Origin of the sequence: Limnospira sp. (assembly GCF_051859755.1) — a bacterium.
Taxonomy (GTDB): Bacteria; Cyanobacteriota; Cyanobacteriia; order Cyanobacteriales; family Microcoleaceae; genus Limnospira; species Limnospira fusiformis.
The window spans coordinates 1-8015 of sequence record NZ_JBIMLI010000177.1; the positions used below are offsets into that span (position 1 = coordinate 1).

The 8015-nt window shown below is 41.3% G+C and carries 8 protein-coding genes; 4 read left to right on the forward strand and 4 right to left on the reverse strand.

What is annotated here, in order from left to right; translation table 11 throughout:
* Window positions 1–96: 96 nt before the first annotated feature.
* Window positions 97–405: a hypothetical protein gene (locus ACTIE0_RS21370; RefSeq protein WP_006624800.1), complete on the reverse strand. Its 309-nt coding sequence runs from the start codon at window positions 403–405 to the stop codon at window positions 97–99.
* A gap of 169 nt (window positions 406–574) precedes the next feature.
* On the opposite strand from ACTIE0_RS21370, the gene ACTIE0_RS21375 reads away from it, so the two are divergent.
* The 4 genes from ACTIE0_RS21375 (at window position 575) to ACTIE0_RS21390 (ending at window position 5221) form a co-directional block, all read left to right on the forward strand.
* The gene (locus ACTIE0_RS21375) at window positions 575–1279 is read left to right on the forward strand and encodes a PDC sensor domain-containing protein (protein ID WP_006668139.1); all 705 of its coding nucleotides are present in this window, start codon (window positions 575–577) and stop codon (window positions 1277–1279) included.
* A 394-nt stretch (window positions 1280–1673) separates the two neighbouring features.
* A complete protein-coding gene (locus ACTIE0_RS21380; protein WP_157234541.1) occupies window positions 1674–2099 on the forward strand; it encodes a histidine kinase dimerization/phospho-acceptor domain-containing protein in 426 nt (141 codons plus the stop codon).
* Between the two features lie 33 nt (window positions 2100–2132).
* Window positions 2133–3365, forward strand: coding sequence for an ATP-binding protein (locus ACTIE0_RS21385; protein ID WP_006624804.1), 1233 nt, complete (start codon window positions 2133–2135; stop codon window positions 3363–3365).
* Window positions 3362–5221: an EAL domain-containing response regulator gene (locus ACTIE0_RS21390; protein WP_006624805.1), complete on the forward strand. Its 1860-nt coding sequence runs from the start codon at window positions 3362–3364 to the stop codon at window positions 5219–5221. The genes ACTIE0_RS21385 and ACTIE0_RS21390 overlap by 4 nt, the downstream gene beginning before the upstream one ends.
* A gap of 26 nt (window positions 5222–5247) precedes the next feature.
* On the opposite strand, the gene dtd is transcribed toward ACTIE0_RS21390, so the two are convergent.
* The 3 genes from dtd to lpxA form a co-directional block, all read right to left on the reverse strand.
* Window positions 5248–5706 (reverse strand): D-aminoacyl-tRNA deacylase, encoded by a 459-nt coding sequence (dtd, locus tag ACTIE0_RS21395; RefSeq protein WP_006624807.1) that lies wholly within the window; start codon window positions 5704–5706, stop codon window positions 5248–5250.
* Between the two features lie 66 nt (window positions 5707–5772).
* Window positions 5773–6897 (reverse strand): CobW family GTP-binding protein, encoded by a 1125-nt coding sequence (locus ACTIE0_RS21400; protein WP_006624808.1) that lies wholly within the window; start codon window positions 6895–6897, stop codon window positions 5773–5775.
* Window positions 6898–6965: 68 nt separating this feature from the next.
* On the reverse strand, window positions 6966–7745 hold the full coding sequence (gene lpxA / locus ACTIE0_RS21405) for an acyl-ACP--UDP-N-acetylglucosamine O-acyltransferase (protein WP_006624809.1): 780 nt from the start codon (window positions 7743–7745) through the stop codon (window positions 6966–6968).
* Window positions 7746–8015 lie beyond the last annotated feature (270 nt).

Sequence of the window (8015 nt, forward strand, 5' to 3'; positions counted from 1 at the left end):
GAGCCGTGTGATGTGAAAGTATCAAGCACGGTTTGGAATTGGAGTTGGCGAAGGTGACTTCCCTTTCGACCATAACAACGAAAGAAAATTTAGATACTACTGAGCAGGTCTCCTCCGTCGTTGCCACCGCCACAGGCTTAGGCCCAAATTTACCAGGGTTAATATTTTCTGAAGCTGTTGGATTTGGACCTCAAGACGCGAATATCGCTGTTTCAGATTAGAACTGACGACCTGTTGCTTTTCAAAAACATGGGTCGTCTGTTGCAGAACCGTATTTACCCGTCGGTCTAGTAAAAGTATCCGGCGTTCTAGGCGTTCTAGTCTATAATGAAGTCTCCAAGTCCGTCTGGCCAAAGAAAAACAGCCTATGGCAATGGTGACATTCATTAAAACAACAATCCACATTTTTCTGGTTCAGTTACATACCAGACATTATACAAGATTACTTGTTGAATTTAAACCATTTCCGGTGAATTTTGATACAATAGCAGTAGTCAAGCATCCTTAGTATTTATTCCTAGTTTTAAGTTGACTTGATGCCTGAGCAGAGCCGCAGCAGTTAACCTGCTTGGTCATGAGCATTGGTATTTGGGGAGAACCATTCAAAGTGTTCCGTAATTTTTTTGACCATTTGCCACTACAGTTTTTTCTGATTGTTCCTTTTGTCACTCAGATTTTTGTCGCTGTTGGCTTAACTGGGTGGCTGTCCTGGAGTAATGGCGATCAAGCTGTTAATGAAGCCGTCAATCAGCTTCAGGATGAAATTACTAATCGGATTGAGGATCAACTTGATCAGTTCTTGATGACTCCGAATTTGATTAATCAACTTAATCGCGATCAGGTATTATCCAATAACTTGGATTGGCAAGATGGTCAACAAATGCAAAAATTGTTTAGGAGCCAATTAGAGCATTTTGATTTAATTGACTCGATTTTTTGGGGCAGTGACACTGGTGAATTTGTCGGGTTGGCACGCATTGACGGTAAACAACCTCACTTAATGATTGCCGGAGAAAAAACTAATGGCAACATTCAATTTTTTAGCTTGGATGAATCAGGAAATCCTCTGGTAATGGTCAATGAAAAACCTGATTTTCCGGTGAAAAGTCGGACATGGTATCAGGCGGCGATCGCCTCTGGGCATGGGGTGTGGGGGGATATTTTTTCCTATCATGCCTATCCGAAAATGGCTTTAGCTGCTAGTGTAGCCGTGAGGAATCCTCAAGGGCAAATAAATAATTGGGGTATTTGTCAGCAACTTTTTTTTGGACAAAATTAGTGATTTTTTGCAATCGTTAGATGTTTGTAATTATAGTAGAATTTTGATTGTAGAAAGGTCTGGATTAGTGGTAGCTAGTTCTACAATGGCACAGCCATTTCATATTTAAAATAAACAAGCATCCCGAATATATATTGATTCTAGCCAAGATAATTTAAGCCGAGAAGTTTATAGTTTTTTAATTGGTAATTGTGGTAGTTTATTTAATATTAATTAAAGTTTTAACAAAAGGTTAATAATACATCAGGATCGCTACTTTTTACATGTTTTACCATATCAGGATAATCTAGGTTTAGATTTGTTAATTGTCGTGGTAATTCCTGAGTCGAATTTTATGGAGAGGATTCACAGTAACGCTCGTTAAACGTTGTTGTTATGTTTATTAACTTTAATTGTGGCAATTTTCCTTGGTGTTTACACTTCCCGTTGGGTCGCAGAACCGATTTTACAATTGATTAAAGCTAGTGAAGCGATCGCCAATGGAGAATTCAACCATCGAGTCGATATTAAAAAAATCAGAGAGGTCAAGAAATTATCCCAAACTTTTAACCAGATGAGCAGCCAGCTACAAGAATTATTTGAAACCCTAGAAATTCGTGTCGAACAACGGACAGCAGAACTCCGAAAAGCCAAGGAAAACGCCGAAGTTGCCAATCAAGCTAAGAGCCAATTTTTGGCTCACATGAGCCACGAACTGCGAACCCCATTAAATGCAATTCTTGGTTTTACTCAACTGATGCTGCGCCAAATTAGCTTAGAAAATAACCATAACCCGAATAATTTTAGAGAGCATCTGTGCATTATTCAACGCAGTGGGTAACATCTGCTGCAACTAATTAATGATGTCTTAGATATGTCGAAAATTGAGGCTGGTCAAATCTCCCTTAATCAGAATAACTTTGACCTGTGGAGTTTACTAGATTCTTTAGAGGAGATGTTCTCTATCAGAGCCGCAGCGGAGGGATTAAAATTAATTTTTGTGCGATCGCAGACTCTCCCCCATTATATCAAAACTGATGAAAGGAAACTGCGACAAGTGCTAATTAACTTAATCGGAAATGCCGTGAAGTTTACGGAAAGTGGCTCTGTGACTCTCCACAGCGAAGTTATTGACCCACCTAGCCAAATTGATAACCAACAGGAAGCGGAGATGGTTTTACAGTTCACAGTAGAAGACACCGGACCCGGTATTGCACCCGAAGATATAGACCAGCTTTTTGAGCCATTTATACAGACGGAAACTGGCCGAAAATATCAGCAAGGAACTGGCTTAGGTTTACCGATTAGTCAGGAATTTTTCCAGTTAATGGGGGGTGATATTTCCGTATCTAGTACACGAGGGGTCGGTAGTGTGTTTAAATTTAATATCAAGGTAAATTTAGGATACCCAGAAGAAATATCAAGCAGTCAACTCCTGGCTCAAAAGATTGTTTCCTTGGCTCCGAATCAACCGAAATATCGGATTTTGGTGGTCGATGACCGCGAAAGTAACCAACAGCTTTTGGTTAAATTCCTCATTCCTGTAGGGTTTGAGGTACTGGAAGCTGAAAACGGCCAAGAAGCGATCGCCATCTGGAATCAATGGGAACCTCATCTAATTTGGATGGATATGCGAATGCCAGTTATGGACGGCTACGAAGCCACTAAACGAATTAAATCCCATTTAAAGGGTCAAGCCACCGTGATTATTGCTCTCACCGCCAGCGCCTTTGAGGAAGAACGTGAAGTTGTCCTCTCCGCTGGATGTGATGATTTTGTCCGCAAACCTTTTGAAGAACAGATTTTGTTTGAGAAAATGGCTAAACATCTAGGTGTTCGCTATATTTATGAAAAACAGATAAGCTCTCAACCTACGCGTGTGGTTCAACATCAGCCCTTAGAGGCGAATTGTTTGATGGTGATGCCAACAGACTGGGTTGTGCAACTTCACCAGGCAGCTACTGAATTAGATGATAAGCTAGTTCTACAACTTCTTGAAGAGATTTCCGAAGACCAACTGGCATTGAAGCAGAGTTTAATTGATTTGGTTGAAAGGGTGCGGTTTGATATGATTCTTAGTTTGACCCAATCGGCATTGAAGTTATGAAATCTGATGAGGTGAATATTATTCCTGGTCATATATTAATAGTTGATGACTTTCTGGAAACCCTTAATCTTTTGACAAATTTGTTAGAAGAACGCGGTCATCAAGTCCGGCGTGCAATTAGCGGGGAAATGGTACTAATGGGAGCAAAAGCTAGTCCTCCAGACTTGATTTTGCTGGATATTAATATGCCGGGAATCAGTGGCTATGATGTTTGTAAACAACTGCAATCTGAACCAAACACACGGGGAATCCCGGTAATTTTTATTAGTGCTTTTAATGAGGTTTTTGATAAGGTTCAAGCCTTTGAGGTCGGCGGGGTTGATTATATTACTAAACCCTTTCATATTGAGGAGGTTATTGCTCGCATTGAAAATCAGATTGCTCTCAAACAGGCTCAGAAGCAAATTCAGCGCCTTAATTCTGAACTGGAACAGCGGGTTCTACAACGAACTGAAGAACTAGAGTCCGCTAATGAAGAGTTAAAAAAAATGAATAGTCTTTTAGAGAGGGAGATTCTTCATCACCAACAAACACAAAGTAAGCTGCTACACATGGCTTCCCATGATGCACTAACGGGTTTACCTAATCGTGTGTTTTTTATGGATAAATTGATGCAAGCGATATCCCAAACTAAACAAAATCCAGATTATCGCTTTGCGGTGTTATTTTTGGATTGCGATCGCTTTAAGGTCGTTAATGATTCCCTCGGACATTTAACTGGCGATCGCCTTTTAATTTCCTTAGCCAGAAGGTTGCAATTAACCTTAAAAATGTCTCCCACTAATTTGGCGAGATTTGGAGGAGATGAATTTACAATTTTACTGGAAAATATTGAGAGTCCCCAAGCCGTTACCAATATTGCTAAACGCCTACAAAAAGCCTTAACTTGGCCGTTTCAACTAGATGATCAAGACTTGTTTTTAGAGGCTAGTATTGGTATTGTTATCGGTACATCAGAATACACAGAACCCGAACAAATCTTGCGGGATGCTGATATTGCTATGTATAAGGCAAAAAGTCAAGGTCGCGGCTGCTATCGGGTTTTTGATGGCACAATGCACGATGATGCTCATCGCAGATTTCAACTAGAAAATGAACTGCGATTAGCAATAGAAAATAATCAGTTTGTCCTCAACTATCAGCCTATTATTGAACTCGCAGATGGCTCCGTCATAGGCTTTGAGGCCCTTTTGCGTTGGCATCATCCCGAACATGGCATAATTTCCCCCGCCGAATTTATTCCCATAGCTGAAGATACTGGGTTAATTATTCCTATTGGTTTATGGGTTTTAGACCAGGCGGTTAAACAGTTAAATGAGTGGCAAAAAAAAGGGTTGATTACTCACGGGTTTCGGATGAGTGTTAATTTGTCAGTTAAGCAGTTTACTCAGCCTTATTTGATTGAAGAAATCGACCGTATTCTGGTTAAAAATAACTTTCAAAGTTGTTACCTAAAGCTGGAAATAACCGAAACGGCGATCGTCGAAAATCCCGAAGCTGCTAGACAACTTTTACAACAGCTTACTCATCGCAATATCCATTTGAGTTTGGATGACTTTGGCACCGGTTATTCCTCCCTAAGTTATTTACATAGGTTTCCCGTTAACACTTTAAAAATTGACCGTTCATTTATTACTTGTATTGGCACACCTAACGAAAACCTACAAATTGTTGATGCCATTATCACCCTCGCTCATCAATTGCAAATTAGCGTAGTTGCGGAAGGTATAGAAACCGCCGAACAACTCGCTAAACTTCGCAGTTTAGGCTGTGACCAAGGACAAGGTTACTATTTTTCTAAGCCAGTGGAAAGCATCATTGCTGAGAACTTGCTCAAACAGAGAATCTTATGTTAAACTTGAAACAACTATGAGAGAATCATCTAGTTATCAGCTTCCCGTTCTAATAACAGGGTTACAGGACCATCATTTTCAATATACACATTCATCATCGCTCCAAACTCACCTGTGGCGACTTTTAACCCACTTATTCGGAGCTTTTCAATAAATAACTGATATAACTTTTCGGCAGCTTCTGGAGCCGCTGAACGCTCAAAGGATGGACGGCGGCCCTTGCGACAATCTCCGTAGAGGGTAAACTGACTCACAACTAATAATTCTCCTCCAATATCTTGCACGGATTTATCCCAACGTCCGCTATGATTATCCGGGTCGGGAAATAATCGCAAATCCAGACATTTTCTAGCCATCCAGTCTAGTTCTGCTTCTGTATCCGTCGCTGAAATACCCACCAGCAGATTTAGTCCTTGATTAATTTTACCAATAATTTGACCATTAACTGTGACCTGTGAAGATTTAACTCTTTGGATAACAACTCGCATAGGTTACTGATTGCTTAATTTGACTGAGAGGGTAGGCAACCATAGAAGGTTGCCACTACCATCTAACTACCTCGAAAAGCCTTGACCGCGAGTTGGGGAAGGTTTACAGAAACAATTTTCAACCTGAGATTTTAGGGTGGGTTTATCTAGGTTTTGACCAATTAACACCAGTTGGGTTTTTGGGGAACCTTTCCACTCATCATCATCAATGGAAAATCGCTTACCGCTGAGGTGGAAAATATGACGTTTCGGACTTTCATCAAACCAGAGAATTCCTTTAGCGCGAAATATATTAGCTGGTAATTGATTGTCTAAAAAATATTGGAATTTCCGCAGGGATAGGGGGCGATCGCTCTCAAAGGAAATCGAAGTAAACCCATCATTTTCTAGGTGGTTAGAATGATGGTCATGGTGGTGATGATGTTCGTGTTCATGGTCATGGTCATGGTCATGGTCATGGTGGTGATGATGTTCGTGTTCATGGTCATGGTCATGGTGATGATGGTCTGATTCTTCCCTGTGTTGGAAATACTTGTCAGACTCAAATAAACCCACACTGAGAATCAAAGGAAGGGGAACTTGAGAACGTTTAGTTCTGAGGATTCGAGCATCTTTTTTCATGTCTCGGAGGCGAACTTCTAGCAGATCCACATCAGCCTCATCTACCAAATCAGTTTTATTGAGGATAATAATATCCCCATAGGCGATTTGACTCTCCGCCGCTTGGCTATTAAACAAATCCAAACTAAAGTTTTCACAGTCTACCATAGTGACAATGGAATCGAGGCGAGTCATGTCTCTTAATTCCGTCCCCAGAAATGTCAAAGCCACCGGTAGCGGGTCAGCCAAACCCGTAGTTTCAACTACGATATAATCGACTTTTTCGGGGCGTTCCAGGACTTTGTAAACTGCGTTCACTAAATCTTCATTAATGGTACAACAAACACAACCATTGCTTAGTTCTACCATAGTATTATCTGAGTCGGTAGCCACAATTAACTCGTTATCAATTCCGACTTCGCCAAACTCATTAACCAAAACCGCCGTTTTTAAGCCTTGTTGGTTGGAGAGTATGTAGTTAAGAAGGGTAGTTTTACCGCTACCGAGAAAACCGGTAATAATTGTCACAGGTAAAGCGGCTTGGGGTTCGTCCATGGTCTTTTCGGGATGGGGATTGACTGCTGATTGCATAGCCCTACTGTCCAAAATGTTAGAAACTCGAGAATCTCCAGTTGTTATTTTATCGCAATTACTGAATTTTATTTAATAAATTTGCATAATCCTCTCTCGGAGGTGCGGATAAATTCGCACAATTCCCGGACTAATTCTGAGGTAAACTCAGATTCTAGTTTTTCCAGAGCTTGAGAAATATTGAGATTTGACCTATACAGGATTTTAAAGGCTTGCTGAAGTTCCCGGCGCTGTCCTTCGTTGAAGCCAGACCGTCGCAGTCCGACCACATTCAAACCCATAACGGTATTAGTGCTGAGGCTGCGGGTGATACAGAAGGGGGGAACATCTTTTTGGATAGCACAGCCGCCAGACATCATGGCTAATCGCCCAACTCTGGTAAACTGGTGAATGAGACAGTTACCGCTGATAAAAGCCCGATCGCCTACTTGGGCATATCCAGCTAATAAGGCTCCATTGGCAATAATCACGCGATCGCCTACCTTCACATTATGACCTATATGGGAGTTAGCCATCAATAGGCAATCATTACCCACCAGGGTCATTGAACCTGCCTTAGTGCCGCGATGGATAGTTACACCTTCACGGATTACACAATTATTACCTATTTTGACTGAGGATGGTTCGTCTAAGAATGCTAAATCTTGGGGTGTGTCCCCCAATACCGCCCCGGCATGAACTTGGGTGCGATCGCCTAGGGTAGTTCCACATAGAATGGTAACATGGGATGCGATCGTGCAGTGGTCGCCAATTGTCACCCCCGCTTGAATATAGCTAAGTGGTCCAATTGTTACATTCTCGCCTAATGTTGCACCCGGTTCAATTATAGCTGTGGCGTGAATCGTCATCTGTGGATAGAAGGTTTGATGGGAGACGACATAATCATACCATTACTGCTCAATTGGTGGGTGAGTTGATTTGTATCTGTCATCAATCAATGATTATCGATAGGTCTAACCCTACCAGCTAACAGCTAAACCCCGTCAATGAATAATTAATAATTAATAATTAATAATTAATAATTATCACCGCCGTAGGGTGCGTCACAGGGATAACCTATCGGGTCAACGGCCAATTTTGTTCATCTGACGCACCGCCCCTATCGTGGTCAAGAAACC

Bases quoted from the DNA above. Each gene is read 5' to 3' on its own strand.
- ACTIE0_RS21370 (WP_006624800.1), bottom strand. From the start codon at position 405: ATGTGGATTGTTGTTTTAATGAATGTCACCATTGCCATAGGCTGTTTT.
- ACTIE0_RS21375 (WP_006668139.1), top strand. From the start codon at position 575: ATGAGCATTGGTATTTGGGGAGAACCATTCAAAGTGTTCCGTAATTTT.
- ACTIE0_RS21385 (WP_006624804.1), top strand. From the start codon at position 2,133: ATGTCGAAAATTGAGGCTGGTCAAATCTCCCTTAATCAGAATAACTTT.
- ACTIE0_RS21390 (WP_006624805.1), top strand. From the start codon at position 3,362: ATGAAATCTGATGAGGTGAATATTATTCCTGGTCATATATTAATAGTT.
- dtd (WP_006624807.1), bottom strand. From the start codon at position 5,706: ATGCGAGTTGTTATCCAAAGAGTTAAATCTTCACAGGTCACAGTTAAT.
- ACTIE0_RS21400 (WP_006624808.1), bottom strand. From the start codon at position 6,897: ATGCAATCAGCAGTCAATCCCCATCCCGAAAAGACCATGGACGAACCC.
- lpxA (WP_006624809.1), bottom strand. From the start codon at position 7,745: ATGACGATTCACGCCACAGCTATAATTGAACCGGGTGCAACATTAGGC.